Source organism: Flavobacterium sp. 3HN19-14 (genome assembly GCF_051373205.1).
Lineage (GTDB): Bacteria > Bacteroidota > Bacteroidia > Flavobacteriales > Flavobacteriaceae > Flavobacterium.
Map to the genome: position 1 here is coordinate 1,559,707 of NZ_JBPPZT010000001.1, position 18,385 is coordinate 1,578,091.

The 18,385-nt window shown below is 47.6% G+C and carries 20 protein-coding genes and 3 pseudogenes; 2 read left to right on the forward strand and 21 right to left on the reverse strand.

The annotated features are described in order from the left end of the window. The 11 genes and pseudogenes from ACSLFW_RS08245 to ACSLFW_RS08295 all read right to left on the reverse strand — a co-directional run. Window positions 1–360 (reverse strand): annotated as a pseudogene (locus ACSLFW_RS08245) (choice-of-anchor D domain-containing protein); the annotation flags it as partial. After that, a complete protein-coding gene (locus ACSLFW_RS08250) occupies window positions 351–662 on the reverse strand; it encodes an immunoglobulin domain-containing protein (RefSeq protein WP_436555361.1) in 312 nt (103 codons plus the stop codon). The pseudogene ACSLFW_RS08245 and the gene ACSLFW_RS08250, both read right to left, overlap by 10 nt. Beyond that, complete coding sequence (locus ACSLFW_RS08255; RefSeq protein ID WP_436555362.1) at window positions 550–987, reverse strand: hypothetical protein; 438 nt, start codon at window positions 985–987, stop codon at window positions 550–552. The genes ACSLFW_RS08250 and ACSLFW_RS08255 overlap by 113 nt, the downstream gene beginning before the upstream one ends. Next, a complete protein-coding gene (locus ACSLFW_RS08260; RefSeq protein WP_436555363.1) occupies window positions 887–1,366 on the reverse strand; it encodes a hypothetical protein in 480 nt (159 codons plus the stop codon). The genes ACSLFW_RS08255 and ACSLFW_RS08260 overlap by 101 nt, the downstream gene beginning before the upstream one ends. After that, window positions 1,278–1,751 carry a hypothetical protein gene (locus ACSLFW_RS08265; RefSeq protein ID WP_436555364.1) on the reverse strand — a complete coding sequence of 158 codons (474 nt, stop codon included), beginning with the start codon at window positions 1,749–1,751 and terminating at the stop codon, window positions 1,278–1,280. Before ACSLFW_RS08265 ends, ACSLFW_RS08260 begins: the two co-directional genes overlap by 89 nt. Before the next feature lie 116 nt (window positions 1,752–1,867). Next, window positions 1,868–2,368: a glycine-rich domain-containing protein gene (locus tag ACSLFW_RS08270; protein WP_436557402.1), complete on the reverse strand. Its 501-nt coding sequence runs from the start codon at window positions 2,366–2,368 to the stop codon at window positions 1,868–1,870. Further along, window positions 2,338–2,481 (reverse strand): hypothetical protein, encoded by a 144-nt coding sequence (locus ACSLFW_RS08275; protein ID WP_436555365.1) that lies wholly within the window; start codon window positions 2,479–2,481, stop codon window positions 2,338–2,340. Before ACSLFW_RS08275 ends, ACSLFW_RS08270 begins: the two co-directional genes overlap by 31 nt. A 612-nt stretch (window positions 2,482–3,093) precedes the next feature. Then, a complete protein-coding gene (locus tag ACSLFW_RS08280) occupies window positions 3,094–3,279 on the reverse strand; it encodes a hypothetical protein (RefSeq protein WP_436555366.1) in 186 nt (61 codons plus the stop codon). A gap of 1 nt (window position 3,280) precedes the next feature. Continuing rightward, window positions 3,281–4,204 (reverse strand): hypothetical protein, encoded by a 924-nt coding sequence (locus ACSLFW_RS08285; RefSeq protein WP_436555367.1) that lies wholly within the window; start codon window positions 4,202–4,204, stop codon window positions 3,281–3,283. Window positions 4,205–4,529: 325 nt separating this feature from the next. After that, the gene (locus ACSLFW_RS08290) at window positions 4,530–5,360 is read right to left on the reverse strand and encodes a hypothetical protein (RefSeq protein WP_436555368.1); all 831 of its coding nucleotides are present in this window, start codon (window positions 5,358–5,360) and stop codon (window positions 4,530–4,532) included. A 119-nt stretch (window positions 5,361–5,479) separates the two neighbouring features. Further along, on the reverse strand, window positions 5,480–6,184 hold the full coding sequence (locus ACSLFW_RS08295) for a hypothetical protein (protein ID WP_436557509.1): 705 nt from the start codon (window positions 6,182–6,184) through the stop codon (window positions 5,480–5,482). A 28-nt stretch (window positions 6,185–6,212) separates the two neighbouring features. Between ACSLFW_RS08295 and ACSLFW_RS08300 the strand changes: the two genes are divergently transcribed. Beyond that, complete coding sequence (locus ACSLFW_RS08300) at window positions 6,213–6,383, forward strand: hypothetical protein (RefSeq protein ID WP_436557510.1); 171 nt, start codon at window positions 6,213–6,215, stop codon at window positions 6,381–6,383. Window positions 6,384–6,412: 29 nt separating this feature from the next. On the opposite strand, the pseudogene ACSLFW_RS08305 reads toward ACSLFW_RS08300, so the two are convergent. The 9 genes and pseudogenes from ACSLFW_RS08305 to ACSLFW_RS08345 all read right to left on the reverse strand — a co-directional run. After that, window positions 6,413–6,643: pseudogene (locus ACSLFW_RS08305) on the reverse strand (hypothetical protein); the annotation flags it as partial. Beyond that, complete coding sequence (locus ACSLFW_RS08310) at window positions 6,618–6,743, reverse strand: hypothetical protein (protein WP_436557403.1); 126 nt, start codon at window positions 6,741–6,743, stop codon at window positions 6,618–6,620. The pseudogene ACSLFW_RS08305 and the gene ACSLFW_RS08310, both read right to left, overlap by 26 nt. Next, the gene (locus ACSLFW_RS08315; protein ID WP_436555369.1) at window positions 6,694–8,703 is read right to left on the reverse strand and encodes a SprB repeat-containing protein; all 2,010 of its coding nucleotides are present in this window, start codon (window positions 8,701–8,703) and stop codon (window positions 6,694–6,696) included. The genes ACSLFW_RS08310 and ACSLFW_RS08315 overlap by 50 nt, the downstream gene beginning before the upstream one ends. Window positions 8,704–8,779: 76 nt before the next feature. Further along, window positions 8,780–10,630 carry a beta strand repeat-containing protein gene (locus tag ACSLFW_RS08320; protein ID WP_436557404.1) on the reverse strand — a complete coding sequence of 617 codons (1,851 nt, stop codon included), beginning with the start codon at window positions 10,628–10,630 and terminating at the stop codon, window positions 8,780–8,782. After that, complete coding sequence (locus ACSLFW_RS08325) at window positions 10,542–11,771, reverse strand: SprB repeat-containing protein (RefSeq protein ID WP_436555370.1); 1,230 nt, start codon at window positions 11,769–11,771, stop codon at window positions 10,542–10,544. Before ACSLFW_RS08325 ends, ACSLFW_RS08320 begins: the two co-directional genes overlap by 89 nt. After that, window positions 11,738–14,134: a cadherin-like domain-containing protein gene (locus ACSLFW_RS08330; RefSeq protein ID WP_436555371.1), complete on the reverse strand. Its 2,397-nt coding sequence runs from the start codon at window positions 14,132–14,134 to the stop codon at window positions 11,738–11,740. The genes ACSLFW_RS08325 and ACSLFW_RS08330 overlap by 34 nt, the downstream gene beginning before the upstream one ends. Continuing rightward, a complete protein-coding gene (locus ACSLFW_RS08335) occupies window positions 14,040–14,786 on the reverse strand; it encodes a reprolysin-like metallopeptidase (RefSeq protein WP_436557405.1) in 747 nt (248 codons plus the stop codon). The genes ACSLFW_RS08330 and ACSLFW_RS08335 overlap by 95 nt, the downstream gene beginning before the upstream one ends. A 33-nt stretch (window positions 14,787–14,819) precedes the next feature. After that, a pseudogene (locus ACSLFW_RS08340) lies at window positions 14,820–15,273 on the reverse strand (zinc-dependent metalloprotease family protein); the annotation flags it as partial. Then, window positions 15,227–15,838, reverse strand: a complete 612-nt coding sequence (locus ACSLFW_RS08345) for a hypothetical protein (protein ID WP_436555372.1) — start codon at window positions 15,836–15,838, stop codon at window positions 15,227–15,229. The gene ACSLFW_RS08345 and the pseudogene ACSLFW_RS08340, both read right to left, overlap by 47 nt. Before the next feature lie 516 nt (window positions 15,839–16,354). Between ACSLFW_RS08345 and ACSLFW_RS08350 the strand changes: the two genes are divergently transcribed. Beyond that, complete coding sequence (locus ACSLFW_RS08350) at window positions 16,355–17,626, forward strand: tyrosine-type recombinase/integrase (protein ID WP_436555373.1); 1,272 nt, start codon at window positions 16,355–16,357, stop codon at window positions 17,624–17,626. A 53-nt stretch (window positions 17,627–17,679) separates the two neighbouring features. On the opposite strand, the gene ACSLFW_RS08355 is transcribed toward ACSLFW_RS08350, so the two are convergent. Next, window positions 17,680–17,967 (reverse strand): hypothetical protein, encoded by a 288-nt coding sequence (locus ACSLFW_RS08355; protein ID WP_436555374.1) that lies wholly within the window; start codon window positions 17,965–17,967, stop codon window positions 17,680–17,682. Window positions 17,968–18,385 lie beyond the last annotated feature (418 nt).

Sequence of the window (18,385 nt, forward strand, 5' to 3'; positions counted from 1 at the left end):
TGTTTGAAAATCTGTATTGTCAGCAGTACTCTGGCCTGAATCGCCATCAATAATGGTCACGCCGTTTCCACGTACGTTAATTTCAGGTGTTACACCAGTTCCGCCGGTTCCCCTGATATAGAAATTAAACGGATTCTCATCCGAGTCGTTCGTCACGAATGACAAAGTAGCATTTCTAACACCGACGGCTGTTGGTGTAAACTTTATTGAGAATGTTGTTGAAGCGCCTGCAGCCAGGGTTCCTGAAGGCAAAGTCGCTACCACGAATTCAGATGCATTTGCGCCTGCAATGGTGAAGGCACCAATTGTAAGCGGCAAAGTGCCGATATTCTGGATGGTATAAGTTCTTGTTAACGGAATTGAAACGTTAGATGTTCCAAGATTGGTATAATCCGCTGTATCGGAGTTGTGTCCTCATCAGAAATGTTGAAACCGTTACCAGATACTGCAATTTCAGGTGCGTTAACTGTAGCAAGGATTCCTGTTCTCGGAGACGTGGTACATGGCCCATTAGCCACATCGATATAAAATGTTGTAGAAGTGGTGATGTCAGGAGTAGTAAAAGATGTTCCTGTTCCTAATGCCACACCGCCTGTCGCGGCAGCATACCAGGAGATTGTTCCTGAAGAGGCTGTAGCGCCCAATACAACCTGGACCTGCACCTGTTCTTGATCCCGGCGTTGTTGTCAATACAGAAGGTGTAACGTTAGACGTTACTGCCAAAGTTCTGGCCGTACCGCTTCCGCAGGAAATTGACGGCGTTACTGTAATGTTTCCTGAACCGCTTCCCACAGTAACTATTATCGAACTTGTTGTAGTTCCTGCTGTTTGCGTCCATCCTGAAGGGAATGCCCATGTGTACGTTACGCCCGGTACGTCGGTTACACTATAGCTTTGCGAAGTTCCCTGGCATACAGATGTGTTTCCTGTAATGGTACTTGGTTGTGCTGGTCCGTGCAAGCGGCGATACCGATAGGGTCTGTGCACTAGAAGTGTTGCAGCTATTTGTAGCTGTAACGCTGATTGTACCTGATGTCGAGCCAACCGTAACTGTAATGGAATTTGTTGTTCCTCCGGCAGTTTTTATCCACCCTGAAGGCAATGTCCAGTTATAAGTCATTCCGGCAACATTCGTAACAGAGTAAATAACTGATGCTCCGATACATGGCCCGGTTGCTCCTGAAACGGCCGATGGCTGTGTAGCCAACGCTGTAGGAGTAACGGCCAATGTACGTGCAGTTCCTGTGCCGCAACCATTAGAAGGCGTAACTGTGATGTTACCTGAACCGCTGCCAACTGTAACTGTGATGCTGTCTGGTTGTTCCTCCGGCAGTTTGTGTCCAGCCTGTTGGGAATGACCATGCATAATTTATACCTGCTGTATTCGTTACAGAATAAGTTTGTGAAGAGCCCACGCAAGGTGTTGCACTTCCTGTAATTGTACCCGGTTGAGCCGGAATAGGAAGAACTGTAAATGATGCTGTATGCCCTGCTGAAATATTTGAGCTGCAAGGCGTGCTTCCGCTTGACAAATTTGTAATCTGAATGTTAGTAGCGCCCGCAGTTGCAAGTGTATTGGTGTTGAATGTTGCAGTTCCTGCAGTGCTTACGGTAAAACCTGTTGTAATTCCGGTTCCGCTGTTAACGCCGGTTAAGTTATAAGTTACAGTATAATTTCCTTTTGGTAAACCTGCGGCTGAACCAGTCAAAGTTATAGTTGTCGCAGCGCCCTGGCAGCTTGTCCCTGCCACGGTTGAAGTCAGGCTGTAAGTTGGACATGTCCAAGTAATGATCATTTGCCCGTTTCCGCCATTCCCGCCTGAGCGATCGGTATTGTTACTTGTACGTGCACCAGCACCTCCTGCGCCTATATTTGTAGCGTCGGCTCCATCTGCGGATGCAGTAGAACCATTTGGCCTGCGTAACCACCAGCAACTGCGGCTCCTCCGGTTAATCCGAAAGCATTACCTCCGTTGGATCCTGTTCCGGCAGTTCCTCCACCGCCGCCGCCAGAAAGTCCTGCTAATGTTCCGGTACCTCCTGCGCCTCCATAATAGTTGAACGCTCCTGAATAGCCAACGTTTCCTGTAGTAAGGGCAGTTGCTCCGGCAGCAGATGTTGCAGCTGCAGTTCCTGCGTTACCGCCTCTTCCGCCTATCGCGAGTAAAGTACCTGTAGTATTGAACCATGTATTGCCGCCATTGGCTCCGGCTCCGGTTGTTCCGGTTGCTCCGGTTCCGATTGTCACTGTATATGTTGTGCCCGGAATGACTGCTAATGCGGTATTTTTCACATAACCACCTCCTGCGCCACCACCGCCACCGGCGATATTTCCCGTTACACCACCACCTGCACCACCTGCACCCAGGCTTCAACCTGAATGCTGGTAACACCTGCGGGAACGGTAAAAGTTCCTGTTGTAGTAAAAGTTTGGGATTGGGCAAAGCCAAGAGCCGTGAAAGCAAGGCAGACTATTGTCAACAATAGTCTACCTTTTAGTAGGTAGTTTTTTTTCATATCCTTTGGGGTTTAGATATTACTGGTTTCGATAAAACGCTGAACAAATATTCAACGTGATAAAACTACACTTAATTTCGAATAAAAAAAATTATTTTGAAAGAAATTTTAACAAAATCATCGATGAACGGTTTATAATCGTCGCTAAAGTGCATAAAACAATGGGTTTTTAAGGTTTTTTTAGTAAGGCGAAAAAAGTTGATTTTTCTCAAATTTTAACATATTTTAATAGTTGAAAAGGTGTGTTTTAGATTTTTTTACAGAAGTTATCAATAGATTTTTGACATAAAAAAGCCAGACAAATCGAAATTTGCGTTTCAACTCATCTGACTTGTGAAAATCCAGCCTACTTTTTGGCTTTAAATTTTTATGTTTTTAAGAAGAAAAAGAGATCTTTTTTATCATCACCTCTGTCTTTTTTTGAAATATTTTTCAAGTCCAATCAAAAAAATTATCTTTTTTTAAGTTGTAAAAGATTCTGATTGGATAAAAACTTCCAAAAAATCCTAAATTTTCTCTATTATCTGACGATTTTAAAATTAATAAACTACTTTCTTAGTAACCACTTCACCATTTTCAGAAGTGATCTGAACTAAAAGCACCTCTCTGTTCCGCCCTTAAATCCTTAAGTGCTGTTGCTGTTGCGTTGATGTCGTTCTTCTCATAGATGAACCTTCCGCGCATATCGAACACCTTCACTGATTTCATGGCGATGCTGCCCGAATTGATGTTCAGTACGCTGGCATTGTTGAAGACGATCACGTCATTGGCTGTGAATGCCGGATTCCCGACATGAAGGTTCGTGTTTTTGAATACGATGCTGAAACGGTCTGCCGTCGTTCCCGCTTCCGCTGCGAATCCGTAGCGCCTCTGCTTCACGCTGTGGATGGTCCTGTGAGGTTGTCCTTGATGAAGACATCCTGTTCTCCGGCGAACAGCCCGTCGGTATGGTCAAGGCTGATGGTGAAATCGCCCGGGCAAGCGCATTGAAGCTCATCGGGATCTCATCTGTATCTGCGAATGGCGCTGCAAGGGCCTGGATGTTGAATTTCTCATCGCCGATAAGCGTCGCGATGTTGTTGATGCCGCCCTCGATCTGTTTGGCATCGACCGATACGTCGACACCATTGGTAGCCCCATCCATGTAACCTACAAGGATCTGGTTCTGCAATCCTACTGAATTGCTGAGGTTCAGCCATATCCTGTGCTTATCAATATTGGCATTCCTGAAGAATGTCGCCGAGTTGTTGCCCGTACGCATCGAGTTCATGAACGTCGCGGTTGCAGAAGGCGAAGGCGTCTTCAACAGGAATCCCTGTCCAACGGCAATCGTACCGTTCGGAACCGCGCCGCCTGCCGCGGATGCCGTACCGAAAGTGCTGTAGGTGGCATAGTTAGCCCCTGATGGCGCATCCTGGTTGGTGTGCGTCCAGAAGTACAACTCACCCGGGTTCTGTGCAAGGAAAAGGTCGGCACTGATGGTCGACGGATAAGGGTTACCCAGCATATTGAATCCCTTCCCAGCACCGGTATTGGTGATCGGAAGCGATGAATTACCATTATTAGGCACCCCGGTGAACACACCGTTGAAGGTGGCCTGCGTCCCATTGGACGGGAAGTTGTTCGGTGCGCGCAGCATATAACCCTTCGCCTCTGTAAAGCTTACCCCGAGAGGCTCTGCGATCACGACGAATGCGTTGGTAGGCTCGTTGAGCGTATAGAAGCGCGAAGTACCTGTCGGTGTCGGGAATCCCGGTGCATTGGTAAGCGATACGGTGTATGGGGAGAACAGTTTCAGGTCCTGCCCGCCACCGGGGAACCCCAGTAGACGTAATCCAGTCTCCTCATCGTTGCATTCCTCTTAACCGTGATGAGTCCCGTATTGTCCACATCGTTCACCTGTACAAGGTTGGCGTTGTTCTCGAATGTCAATGAGCCCCCGTTGACGGCCACAGCACCGGTGATGTTGAAATCATGCCCGGGATTGACCACTACTGGCCCCGAGGTCACTGTCAATGAACAGGCAGACAGGGCCCTGTCGAGGAGTAGTTCCCGTCGATGACGGCCGCCTGCGTGGCGATAGGCGCAAATGGCGCCCATGCGTTCCCGTTCCATGTCGTGGTGAGGCTGCATGGCGCAGGGTTCAGCAGCAATGACAATGGCGCCGCCTGCGTATAACCCAGTGTCACGCCCGGAGTGGCAGCCGGTGCTGTAGGTGTATAGGCGTAGGCAGGTGTGCTGGTGCCGTTCTTGAGTCCTGATACGATGGCGTTGGTGGAGCCGCCAAAATTTCCTGTGTTCACCCAGAGCTGCGCATTGCTGCTTACGGCCCAGGTGGTGGTGTTGGTGAATCTGTATCTTCCTATCCTGTAGGCCCGTTGGGAACCAATGGCGCGGTGGAGTTGCTGAGTGTCCCGACCACACGCAGCATCCCGTATGTCATAGGGTCTGCCGATGTCGCCTGGAATGTGGCGCCCCTGTAGTTGCCCTGTCCGCTCACTCCTGTAAATACCGTTCCCGCGAATATCGGCTGGGTACCGGCAAGGATGGTGAAACTCTGGTTCTGTGTAGTGGAAGGCGTACCCCCGTTGAGGATGTCCTTGTTGAAGTTGATCCCGAACTGTATCTGCGAGATCTTCGATGCCCCCGTCGCTGAGTGCCGTGGAGGTATGGTTCACGACCAGGTTGACATCGAACTCCAGTGTAGTGGGGGTCGGGTTTGTCGCATTGGCGATGGTGTAGGTGAAACTGGCGCCGTCAACCTGTGCGGATCCGAAATAGGACAGCATCAGCGTGCACAGCAGCAGTAAGTTCTTCAGGTGATAGTGATTGGTGGTTTTCATATTCAATATAGTTTATTTTATTAATTAAGGGCGTTGTGAGTATACCGATGCATCGGAATTGTTGCTGACCAGTACGGCATCGGATCCGTCCACGGCGCCATCCCCGCTGAGGTCGGTCGCTATGACCCCGAAAAGGGAATTCTCAGCGTCGTTGGATACGGTAACGGCATCGGAACCATCGACCACGCCATCCTGGTCACGTCCCCGGAATACATCGCCCATACGCCCGGCTCAACCTCGATCACGCTTGGCTGGCTTCCGTCGGTGTAGGCCTTCGCCGCAGATGTGGTGAAATCATAGGTCAGCGGCGCGGCGCCTACCGTCTGTGGCGTGGCGCTCCAGGTCTCCACAAGGTTGGAGCCCTTCACGGCGATGTAGAACGATCCGCTTGGCGCGCCGGCAAAGGTGCAGCCCATCGTCCCGTCGGTATGCAGCGTGGCGGTCGTGGTGGCGACAAGGGCATGGGTGGTCGCATTGTGCAGTTCCACGGTAAGCTCCTCCACCTGGTTGAGCGGTGATACGAAGTCCTGGTTGTTCTTCACCGAAGCCATCGTGCCAGAGCCGGTGTAGTACCCTTCCACGAACACCTTCACGTTCACCACCGATGAGCAGCTGTTGACGGTGATGCCGATGGCATTTGATGTCGCAGGGGAGCCCGTAAGGCAAGGCGTTGCGCTGGATGTCATCTCCACGGTGACCGAATTGCCGTTGGCCAGGGTCGAGGTCGTGAATGTCGCAGCGGTCTGACCCGGAACGTTGACCCCGCCGATCTTCCATTGGTAGCTCGGCGTTCCGCCGTTGGTAGGCGTGGCGGTAAAGGTCACGCTTGTTCCCGAACAGATCGTCGTGGCCGTGGCGCTGATACTTACGCTGGCTACTATTGGAGTAGCAGGCTGTGTAATGGTAAAGCTGAACGAACCCGTACACCCTTTCGAATCCACGACAGAACAAACCCAGGTTCCGGCGGTAAGGCCAGAAGCAGAAGCAGTCGCATCGCCTATAGGCGTTCCCGTCCAGTCATAAGTATAAGGGGCAGTTCCGCCGGTAACGGTCACAGAAGCCGCACCTGTATTTCCGCCGAAACAGGAAACATTAGAAGAAGTATTGGCAACTACAGAAAGCGCAGCAGCAGGCTGTGTAATGGTAAAGCTGAACGAACCCGTACAACCCTTCGAATCCACGACAGAACAAACCCAGGTTCCGGCGGTAAGGCCGGAAGCAGAAGCAGTCGCATCGCCTGCAGGAGTCCCCGTCCAGTCATAAGTATAAGGTGCAGTCGCCACCAGTAACGGTCACAGAAGCCGCACCAGTATTCCCACCAAAGCAGTTTACGTTAGTTGAAGTATTGGCAACTACGGATAAAGCAGCCGCAGGCTGTGTAATGGTAAAGCTGAACGAACCGGTACAACCTTTCGAATCCACGACAGAACAAACCCAGGTTCCCGGCAGTAAGGCCGGAAGCAGAAGCAGTCGCATCGCCTGTAGGAGTTCCCGTCCAGTCATAAGTATAAGGAGCGGTCCCACCAGTTACGGTCACGGAAGCACTACCTGTATTTCCACCAAAGCAGGAAACATTAGTCAAAGCATTGGCAACTACGGATAAAGCGGCCGCAGGCTGTGTAATGGTAAAGCTGAACGAACCCGTACAACCCTTCGAATCCACGACAGAACAAACCCAGGTTCCGGCAGTAAGGCCGGAAGCAGAAGCAGTCGCATCGCCGGTAGGCGTTCCTGTCCAGTCATAAGTATAAGGGGCAGTTCCGCCGGTAACGGTCACAGAAGCACTACCTGTATTTCCGCCAAAGCAGGAAACATTAGTCGAAGCATTGGCAACTACAGAAAGCGCAGCCGCAGGCTGTGTAATTGTAAAGCTGAACGAACCCGTACACCCTTTCGAATCCACGACAGAACAAACCCAGTGCCCGGCAGTAAGCCCCGAAGCAGAAGCGGTTGCATCGCCGGTAGGCGTTCCCGTCCAGTCATAAGTATAAGGAGCGGTCCCACCGGTAACGGTCACGGAAGCACTACCTGTATTCCCACCGAAGCAGGAAACATTAGAATAAGTATTGGCAACTACAGAAAGCGCAGCCGCAGGCTGTGTAATTGTAAAGCTGAACGAACCGGTACAACCTTTAGCATCCACGACAGAACAAACCCAGGTCCCGGCAGTAAGGCCGGAAGCAGAAGCAGTCGCATCGCCTATAGGCGTTCCCGTCCAGTCATAAGTATAAGGGGCAGTTCCGCCGGTAACGGTCACGGAAGCACTACCTGTATTTCCGCCAAAGCAGGAAACATTAGTCGAAGCATTGGCAACTACAGAAAGCGCAGCCGCAGGCTGTGTAATGGTAAAGCTGAACGAACCGGTACAACCCTTCGAATCCACGACAGAACAAACCCAGGTTCCGGCAGTAAGGCCGGAAGCAGAAGCAGTCGCATCGCCTGTAGGCGTTCCGGTCCAGTCATAAGTATAAGGGGCAGTCCCGCCTGTAACGGTCACAGAAGCCGCACCTGTATTTCCGCCAAAGCAGGAAACATTAGTCGAAGTACTAGCAACTACAGAAAGCGCAGCCGCAGGTTGGGTAATTGTAAAGCTGAACGAACCCGTACACCCTTTAGCATCCACGACAGAACAAACCCAAGTCCCGGCGGTAAGCCCGGAAGCAGAAGCAGTCGCATCGCCTATAGGCGTTCCCGTCCAGTCGTAAGTATAAGGGGCAGTTCCGCCTGTAACAGTAACAGAAGCACTACCTGTATTTCCTCCAAAACAACTCACATTCGTAGAAGTATTCGCAACGACAGAAAGCGCAGCAGCAGGCTGTGTAATGGTAAAGCTGAACGAACCCGTACATCCTTTCGAATCCACAACAGAACAAACCCAGGTCCCGGCAGTAAGGCCGGAAGCAGAAGCGGTCGCATCGCCTGTAGGCGTTCCTGTCCAGTCATAAGTATAAGGGGCAGTTCCACCGGTAACGGTCACAGAAGCCGCACCTGTATTTCCGCCAAAGCAGGAAACATTAGTTGAAGTATTGGCAACTACAGAAAGCGCAGCCGCAGGCTGGGTAATTGTAAAGCTGAACGAACCCGTACACCCTTTAGCATCCACGACAGAACAAACCCAGGTTCCGGCAGTAAGCCCGGAAGCTGAAGCGGTCGCATCGCCTGTAGGCGTTCCTGTCCAGTCATAAGTATAAGGGGCAGTTCCACCGGTAACGGTCACAGAAGCCGCACCTGTATTTCCGCCAAAGCAGGAAACATTAGTTGAAGTATTGGCAACTACAGAAAGCGCAGCCGCAGGCTGTGTAATGGTAAAGCTGAACGAACCGGTACAACCCTTCGAATCCACGACAGAACAAACCCAGGTCCCGGCGGTAAGCCCGGAAGCAGATGCAGTCGCATCGCCTGTAGGAGTTCCCGTCCAGTCATAAGTATAAGGTGCCGGTCCCGCCTGTAACGGTCACAGAAGCACTACCTGTATTTCCGCCAAAGCAGGAAACATTAGAAGAAGTATTGGCAACGACAGAAAGCGCAGCCGCAGGCTGTGAAATGGTAAAGCTGAACGAACCCGTACAACCCTTCGAATCCACGACAGAACAAACCCAGGTTCCGGCAGTAAGGCCGGAAGCAGATGCAGTCGCATCGCCGGTCGGTGTTCCCGTCCAGTCATAAGTATAAGGGGCAGTCCCGCCTGTTACGGTCACGGATGCACTACCTGTATTCCCACCGAAGCAGGAAACATTAGAAGAAGTACTAGCGACGACAGAAAGTGCAGCCGCAGGCTGTGTAATGGTAAAGCTGAACGAACCCGTACAACCCTTCGAATCCACGACAGAACAAACCCAGGTTCCGGCAGTAAGGCCGGAAGCAGGAAGCAGTCGCATCGCCGTTAGGAGTCCCGTCCAGTCATAAGTATAAGGTGCAGTCCCACCGGTAACGGTTACCGACGCACTACCTGTATTTCCGCCAAAGCAGTTTACATTCGTTGAAGTATTGGCAATCACAGAAAGCGCAGCGGCAGGCTGGGTGATAGTGAAAGATCTTGATGTCGTACATCCTTTAGCATCCGTGATATTACAAATATAAGTGCCCTGAGTTAATCCAGTGACTGATGCAGTTCCATCACCAGTTGGAGTACCTGGTGTCCAATCATAAGTATAAGGGGCAGTTCCGCCGGTAACGGTTACAGAAGCAGCACCCGTATTCCCACCAAAACATGAAACGTTTGTTGAAGAATTCACAGAAGCTGAAAGGGCAGAAGCAGGCTGTGTAATGGTAAAGCTGAACGAACCCGTACACCCTTTCGAATCCACAACAGAACAAACCCAGGTCCCGGCAGTAAGGCCGGAAGCAGTCGCAGTCGCATCGCCTATAGGCGTTCCCGTCCAGTCATAAGTATAAGGGGCAGTTCCGCCGGTAACGGTCACGGAAGCACTACCTGTATTTCCGCCAAAGCAGGAAACATTAGAAGAAGCATTAGCAATCACAGAAAGCGCAGCGGCAGGCTGGGTGATAGTGAAAGATCTTGTTGTCGTACATCCTTTAGCATCTGTGATGTTACAAACATAAGTGCCCTGAGTTAATCCAGTGACTGATGCAGTTCCATCACCAGTTGGAGTACCTGGTGTCCAATCATAAGTATAAGGGGCAGTTCCGCCGGTAACGGTTACAGAAGCAGCACCCGTATTCCCACCAAAACATGAAACGTTTGTTGAAGAATTCACAGAAGCTGAAAGGGCAGAAGCAGGCTGTGTAATGGTAAAGCTGAACGAACCCGTACACCCTTTCGAATCCACGACAGAACAAACCCAGGTCCCGGCGGTAAGCCCGGAAGCCGAAGCAGTCGCATCACCTATAGGAGTTCCCGTCCAGTCATAGGTATAAGGAGCTGGCCCACCAGTTACGGTCACGGAAGCACCACCTGTATTTCCGCCAAAGCAGTTTACATTCGTAGAAGCATTGGCAACGACAGAAAGTGCAGCTGCAGGTTGCGTAATTGTAAAGCTGAACGAACCGGTACAACCCTTCGAATCCACGACAGAGCAAACCCAGGTTCCGGCAGTAATTCCGGTAATTGAAGCAGTCGCATCACCGGTAGGCGTTCCCGTCCAGTCATAAGTATAAGGAGCGGTTCCGCCTGTAACAGTAACAGAAGCGGATCCTGTATTCCCACCGAAGCAGGAAACATTAGTCGAAGCATTGGCAACGACAGAAAGTGCAGCCGCAGGCTGTGAAATGGTAAAGCTGAACGAACCCGTACACCCTTTCGAATCCACGACAGAACAAACCCAGGTGCCCGGCGGTAAGCCCGGAAGCCGAAGCAGTCGCATCACCTATAGGAGTTCCCGTCCAGTCATAAGTATAAGGAGCGGTTCCGCCTGTAACAGTAACAGAAGCGGATCCTGTATTCCCACCGAAGCAGGAAACATTAGTCGAAGCATTGGCAACGACAGAAAGCGCAGCCGCAGGCTGTGAAATGGTAAAGCTGAACGAACCCGTACACCCTTTCGAATCCACGACAGAACAAACCCAGGTCCCGGCGGTAAGCCCGGAAGCCGAAGCAGTCGCATCACCTATAGGAGTTCCCGTCCAGTCATAGGTATAAGGAGCCGGCCCACCAGTTACGGTCACGGAAGCACCACCTGTATTTCCGCCAAAGCAGTTTACATTCGTAGAAGCATTGGCAACGACAGAAAGTGCAGCTGCAGGTTGCGTAATTGTAAAGCTGAACGAACCGGTACAACCCTTCGAATCCACGACAGAGCAAACCCAGGTTCCGGCAGTAATTCCGGTAATTGAAGCAGTCGCATCACCGGTAGGCGTTCCCGTCCAGTCATAAGTATAAGGAGCGGTTCCGCCTGTAACAGTAACAGAAGCGGATCCTGTATTCCCACCGAAGCAGGAAACATTAGTCGAAGCATTGGCAACGACAGAAAGTGCAGCCGCAGGCTGTGAAATGGTAAAGCTGAACGAACCGGTACAACCCTTCGAATCCACGACAGAGCAAACCCAGGTTCCGGCAGTAATTCCGGTAATCGAAGCAGTCGCATCACCGGTAGGCGTTCCCGTCCAGTCATAAGTATAAGGAGCGGTTCCGCCGGTAACGGTCACAGAAGCACTACCTGTATTTCCGCCAAAGCAGGAAACATTAGTCGAAGCATTGGCAACTACAGAAAGCGCAGCCGCAGGCTGTGTAATTGTAAAGCTGAACGAACCCGTACACCCTTTCGAATCCACAACAGAACAAACCCAGGTCCCGGCAGTAAGCCCCGAAGCAGAAGCGGTTGCATCGCCGGTAGGCGTTCCCGTCCAGTCATAAGTATAAGGAGCAGTTCCACCGGTAACGGTTACCGATGCACTACCTGTATTTCCTCCAAAACAATTCACATTCGTAGAAGCATTCGCAACAACACCCAACGCAGACGTCGGCTGTGTAATGCTAAAGCTGAACGAACCGGTACAACCCTTCGAATCCACGACAGAGCAAACCCAGGTCCCGGCAGTAAGTCCGGAAGCAGAAGCAGTCGCATCGCCGGTAGGCGTTCCCGTCCAGTCATAAGTATAAGGAGCAGTCCGCCTGTTACGGTCACGGAAGCACTACCTGTATTTCCGCCAAAGCAGGAAACATTAGAAGAAGTATTCGCAACTACGGATAAAGCAGCCGCAGGTTGGGTAATTGTAAAGCTGAACGAGCCCGTACATCCTTTCGAATCCACGACAGAACAAACCCAGGTTCCGGCAGTAATTCCGGTAATCGAAGCAGTCGCATCACCTGCAGGAGTTCCCGTCCAGTCATAAGTGTAAGGAGCGTGCCCGCCTGTAACAGTAACTGAAGCACTACCTGTATTTCCTCCAAAACAATTCACATTCGCAGAAGCATTCGCAACAACACTCAACGCAGACGTCGGCTGTGTAATCGTGAAATTCTGAATAGAAATACATCCTCCGGCATCTTTAATGTTACAAGTCCAGTCACCCGCAGTCAAACCTGTCGCGTTCGCTGTTCCATCGCCGGGAGGCGTTCCCGGTGCCCAGTTGTAAGTATATGGAGCAGTTCCGCTCGTTGGTACGACAGTAGCCGTTCCTGTAGCTGTGCCATAACAATTCACATTGGTTTGTGAAGTCGTACTCGTAATAGAACAGAAATTAAAGTTAAGTGTCTGCCCACCCAAAAGCGCGGTGTTATTTCCTTTTACCGAAAATTTAATTTTATCAGTATAAGTTGGCAAGGCAGCGTTGTGCACATAAGTCAGCAAATTATTATTGATATCTGCCTGCGTGAAAGTACTTCCAAGTACTAAAGTCGTACCGCTTAATTTCAGCGCACCTTTTGCAGGAAGTTGTGTAAGCACATATATAAGTTGAGCAGTAGTGGCCGATGGCTGCGCCGCGAGTAATTTTGTCTGCGGAATGGCAACCGTAGCGCCTTGCTGTATGCTTGAAATATCATTGATGGTGGCAGTAACATTATTGACGATCTGCAATTTGCCGCAAATCTGGATGCTTAAACTTGTAAATGTCCCGCCATTTGTGTTAGAAACCCTGTCGGTTGCCAGTAATGTCCATACACCAAGAGACGAAGAGCCGTTGAATTTAGAAAGCAACTGGCTTGATTGTTTTGTTCCCGTAAGACCACCCGTACACGGCACAGGGATCGCAGTTCCGCTGTCATCGAAAGTCACGTTGGCATTCGCACCCGAACAATCCCTGTTGTAAATCTCGGCGAATATTCCAGTCGGGTTGCTGAATTGCATCTTGATTTCATTCATATTAGCGTGTGTCGCCACCATCGTGAAATTGACATCGCTAATCTGAATATTATCCGTTACATTAATCTTCGCTGCAACCGCGTTATTCGAGTTGGTTTCCCAAACGTTATTGCTGCTCGCATCGATATTATCGTAATAAACAGAATTGTATGTTTTGCACAAATCATTAGCAATCTGGAAAGAATACACTTCCGAAAAAGCACCTTGAAGACAAGGATTAATTGGCTTAATTCTCCAGTAATTGATCGTCCCTTGCGCAAGTGAAGTTGTCTGGTAAGAAGTCGCATTGACAACTGTAGTGGTTTCTGTAATCGTAGCAAATGTCGGATCTGTTGAAATTTGTACCAGATAGGAAGAAGCACTCGGCAAATCACTCCACTGCAATAAGCATGAAGTCTGCTGGTTGCCCGCACCATTGGTCGGACTCGTAAGTGTAACAGTTGCAATATTATTGTCGAAAACTTTCAGCGTAAGCGGCAATGTAATAATTGTCGCGCCGGAAGTTGCTGTAAAAGTAAGGCTATAAGTCCCGGCATTCACGCTTCCAACTCCATTTACGGTCATAACAGTACTTCCTGAAGCACTCAGCGTCGGATTGGAAAAAGCTGCCGTCACTCCGGAAGGAAGACCAGTCACTGTAAAAGTTGTAGTACCCGAAAATGTTGGCGCCGGAGTATAATTAACTGTAAACGCAGCACTTGCAGGCTTACAGGTAGAAACGGTTGCCTGTGTTGTTGTAAGTTCAAAAGTATTGGCTTTGATTTCAAAATTAGCATTCGAAATATCAAAATAGATATTATTGACTGCCTCAACTTTTACTCTCATCGTTTTACCGATATTATTCGGAACCGTGATCACTTCACTTCCGTCATTAGGCGTACTGGCCAAAAGCACCACCGGATAAGTAAATCCGCCATCAGTAGAAAGCGAGATTTTTACATTCGCGGTTGAAACCGGCGAGGCAGTTGTATTCGCAACATTCCAGGTTACGGTTCTCGTAGTTTCGCCCACATACCAAATTTCTGTTCCTGCGTTCGGAGCCGTTACCAAAAACGGTCCAGGCGCTGGCATTAACGGTAACGACACTATTGGCCTGATTGGTTTGCCCGCCAAGCGCATTGTTGTCGCGAACGGTCATTCTAAAATTCAAAGTTCTCGCCACACTAGGCAAAACTTCCCAGGTCGGAGTGGTGTTGGCTACAATCGCAGCCATATTCGGGAAAGTACGCGACGGACTCGAAGTGAAAAAGAACGACCTGAAGTTCGGGCTGCCTGTATTGGTGGCAACCGGAGGCATCGTACCAGTTGTCTCATTGTTCATTTGTTCCCAGTCGTAGGTCAGTGCATCATTATTTGCATCTGTTGCACTACCGGTGAGCGTAAATGGTGTTGATTTTGGGATGGTAAAATTACCCGGACCAGTTGCAACCGGAGCGGTATTAGCTATAGTTGTCTCGGTCTCGCAGGTATGCCCTGAAATCGCGCTACTCATTTGTTGGATACTGATTGCATGAAAATAGGCATCACTATTTCCTTGTACATTCGGCGCACAAATTCCTGCATACCCCATAATAGTCGAGGCGCTACCAGGCTCCATGGCAGAGGTGGTCGCTCTTTGGCAATTGTTATTTTGTGTATGGCCGGCACCAAATTGGTGTCCCATTTCATGACATACATAATCAATATCGAAAGGGTCGAATTGCGGCGTTACGATTCCGGTAACACCTTGCCCTTTTGTACTGGCACATGCTGCCGGTGCCGGCAATACCGCCGCCGCCTGTACTAAAAACGTGCCCGATATCATATGCTGCTGATGTAATCAACCCGCTGATGTTTGCCGTGTTGATGCTGAGCATGCCGCTTCCGTCAAAATTATCATACGGATCAGGATCCGGAGTTGGCGTATCTTTATTGACGTTATTGATGTAAATCAGCCTGTCTTCAGCCGGAACAAGTTGGAAAACCACAGCAAAATCCCTTCTGTAAACACTGTTCACGCGGGTGATCGTTGTATTAATCGCTGCAAGTACACCTGCAAGCGTGTTTCCATAGTAATAAGAGTATTCAGAGGTACAGGCAACCGCAAGCTCGTAAGTACGCAATTTACTGTCGGTGACATTTGGCCGCAACATTTGAATGTGTAGCTGCATCTATGATTTTCGTGTCGACGTCAGCATTACATACGAAAGTATCACCCGGATTCCTTACGCAGTCGCTTCTGTCATAAACGATATAATCGTTACCGTTGTTACGGAAATTATATGGGTCGATGTAAATGGTCTTGTCACCGGTAATCAATCCGGTAAATCCACCCGGATCCATACTGATGTAAATTTTGTTCAATGGATTTTTGCGACTGACACCATAGTACGACCTGATTTCGGGATATTTTAATTCGAGCGAAGGCGCAAGGACGCTTACTCTTTCAATGCTGAAAGTTTCAGTGTTCCCGTCGTCAAACGGAAAATCCAGCAGTAAAGTCTTTGAAAGATTGTTATTTGCATCTCTTTTTTCAGCCAAAGCTAATTTTGATTTCAGCGCCTGAATGTCCAAAGTAAAAACCTTGTACTTATTAGGTATTGTTTTACGCTCTGGTTTTACTCTTGAATTTTTTTCCGTCAGGCCTTTATTTGACCATGGATTTGTAGTTTGTGAAAAAGCAAGCTGACCCCAAATCAATACCATCAGAAATGGTAAAAAAGTAATTTTTTTCATGAACTTTTAGATTTTAACGTGTCAAACATATAAAATGAAAATTCAACCACCAAACTTTTTATCGATTAAATGCATTATTTTATCGATTAAGTGCATTAAAATATGTTAAAATAAAAAATTATGACTTTTTGAGAATTTTTTAAGTGTGAAATGCACCTTAAAAAACTAATGAGGAGGTTAACAAAAATTTTGGAAGGTAAAACCTAAAATGAAATAATGAGTTACTGTAATCCTAAACCATTATCCGTATAATAAAAAGAGGTAAGAAAAGTAATAAAATAAAAAGGCCGTCATTTCTGACAGCCTTTTGTAGCGAGGACGGGAGTTGAACCCGTGACCTCAGGGTTATGAATCCTTATTTATTGGTTTTATATGTACCGATATGAATTAAAATGCCTTATTTTACTGGGAAAATACAAAATATGAATCCATCAAAAAACACAAAAAAACGCCATTTGTTGTACCTATGTTGTACCTAAATTTTGTATCTTTACAATACATTAAAACTTATACGCCATGGCAACAATTAAAGTAGTATTGCGTAAGAAAGCCAATAAAGACGGCACTTACCCTCTTGCAATACGCATAACGAAAGACAGAAAAACATCATTCATTCACTTAGGCTATCATCTTAAAGAAGATGAATGGATTGAGGCAGAACAGCGGGTAAAATCTTCGCATCCAAATTCGAAGCGACTAAATAACCTTATACTTGCTAAGAAAGCGGAGGCAAGCGACAAGTCTATTGAGGCCGAAACTCAAAAAGGTGAAGTATCGACACGCGCTATTAAACAGAAAATTAAACCGCAGGGTGGAAGTCTATTCTTTTCGCAGGCTGAGTTATACTTAAAAAATCTTCAGGCGACTGGAAATTATAACTGTTATATCGCTGAGAAATCTCGCGTAAAAATCTTTCAAAAGTTTATCTGTGGTAAAGATATAACCAAAGAGAAGCCGACCGGAATCAAAGATGTTAAAGAAGCAGGCCTTAGCGACATTGCCTTTTCGGACATCACGGTAGGATTGCTCAATAGATTTGGAATTGAATTAAAAGCAAAACGTAAATCCAGTGATAGAACGATTGCCAATTATCTAATGGTCATTCGCTCAGTATTTAGTCAGGCTATCAAGGACGGTGTGACTGAAGAAAAATATTATCCATTTGGAAAGGGCAAAGCGTCAATTGAATTTCCTGAAAGCACAAAGGTTGGTATTTCTTCGGAAGATGTTGCCAGGTTGGAAGCTGTTATCTTGGATAATCCCATTCATGACCATGCCAGGAATCTTTGGCTTGTCTCTTATTATTTTGCTGGAATGCGTATTTCGGATGTTTTGCGCTTGCGATGGTCAGACTTCAAAGAGATGCGCCTGCATTACACAATGGGGAAAAATCAAAAGTCAGGTTCATTGAAAGCACCTGAAAAAGCACTTGCAATTTTGAATAAGTATATCGACTCAAAAAAGAGAAAAGACGATTTAATCTTCCATGACCTCAAAGTGGTGTCGGATTTAAATGATGATTTTGAGGTCAAACGCAAAATAGCGCAAACCGTCAACCGTTACAATAAAATGTTTCATAGTTTAATTATCCCGGCGGCTGGAATAGAGGGAAAGGTCACGATGCACATTTCGCGGCATACCTTCGCGACTTTAGCAGGAGATAAAATTCCTGTACAAATGCTTCAAAAATTATACCGGCATAGCGATATAAAAACGACGATAGGCTATCAAGCCAACTTCGTTTATAAAGACGCAGACGATGCTTTGGAAGCTGTGATAGGTTTGTAATTATTCATGACATTAAAATACAAAAAAAGGCAATCAACTGATTGCCTTTAAATTTATCTATTGCCACCTGGTTCATGATCTGGTCGATCATGCTCGGGTTTTTCAGGAGCTTCATGATCGGATTTTTCATGAGACTCGTGCTCTGGTCTTTCAGGTGCTTCATGCATAGACTCAATTTTTGCGTCTCTTATGATACGCTCTCGCTCACCTGCTGTTGTCCAACCAGCGTTATTAATATCTTTAGTAGCAATTTGATTTGCAACTTGCTCTCTTTGATTTGATTGTTGAGCATTTGCAAGCATAGTCAGCATAAAAGCTGCTGTAGTCATTAATGTTTTCATGATAAAAATTTTTTGTTACGTTTATATAATTTTCAATTTTTATGCCATTAAATTAATGAATTATTGACTTTTTAATATTTTAACTAATAAGTCCGATGTAAATAGCTTTAAATTCGCCCAACTACGATATTTTAAGTATTATTTAGGAATTCAAGTATTTCACGGTGTGGCAGTTTTTCTTCTCCTAACATTCATATCCGAGTATACCATCAAATTAAAAGGCTAAATTTTTTAGTAAATGTTATTCAATAAATAGACAATAACTGGCTTTTTGCATTCAAATGGTTCAAAATAATTGTAAGAAATTTCAATTTTTATTGTTAAATTTCTTTCATTTTGGTGCATTTAGACGAGTTAATTTTACAGCATATCGATTGACCGCAACTTTCGTATGATTGCATACTTTATGAACGGAATA

Bases quoted from the DNA above. Each gene is read 5' to 3' on its own strand.
- ACSLFW_RS08350 (WP_436555373.1), top strand. From the start codon at position 16,355: ATGGCAACAATTAAAGTAGTATTGCGTAAGAAAGCCAATAAAGACGGC.
- ACSLFW_RS08345 (WP_436555372.1), bottom strand. From the start codon at position 15,838: ATGAAAAAAATTACTTTTTTACCATTTCTGATGGTATTGATTTGGGGT.
- ACSLFW_RS08335 (WP_436557405.1), bottom strand. From the start codon at position 14,786: ATGGGACACCAATTTGGTGCCGGCCATACACAAAATAACAATTGCCAA.
- ACSLFW_RS08355 (WP_436555374.1), bottom strand. From the start codon at position 17,967: ATGAAAACATTAATGACTACAGCAGCTTTTATGCTGACTATGCTTGCA.
- ACSLFW_RS08290 (WP_436555368.1), bottom strand. From the start codon at position 5,360: ATGAAAACCACCAATCACTATCACCTGAAGAACTTACTGCTGCTGTGC.
- ACSLFW_RS08260 (WP_436555363.1), bottom strand. From the start codon at position 1,366: ATGCATGGTCATTCCCAACAGGCTGGACACAAACTGCCGGAGGAACAA.